Genomic DNA, 222 nt, shown 5'->3' with positions numbered 1-222 from the left:
CATAGCTAGATTATCAATAAAAAAACTTTGAAGTATTGAAGTCAAGTAAGACTCTAGTATTAACGAAATTTAAATTTATTATTATTTTTTAGTAGAAAGAGGAATTATTAAATGTCATATAAGTTCTTTTTGAGAATTGGCGTTGTTAGTTTAGCGCTAGTTTTTTTGATTTTAACTTTTATAAGCTTTGAAAATGAAGCAGTTAGTAACTTAAAGAAAGTT

Origin of the sequence: Bacillus sp. JJ722 (assembly GCF_036963345.1) — a bacterium.
Taxonomy (GTDB): Bacteria; Bacillota; Bacilli; order Bacillales; family DSM-1321; genus Bacillus_AD.
This window is presented reverse-complemented; position numbering follows the sequence as displayed.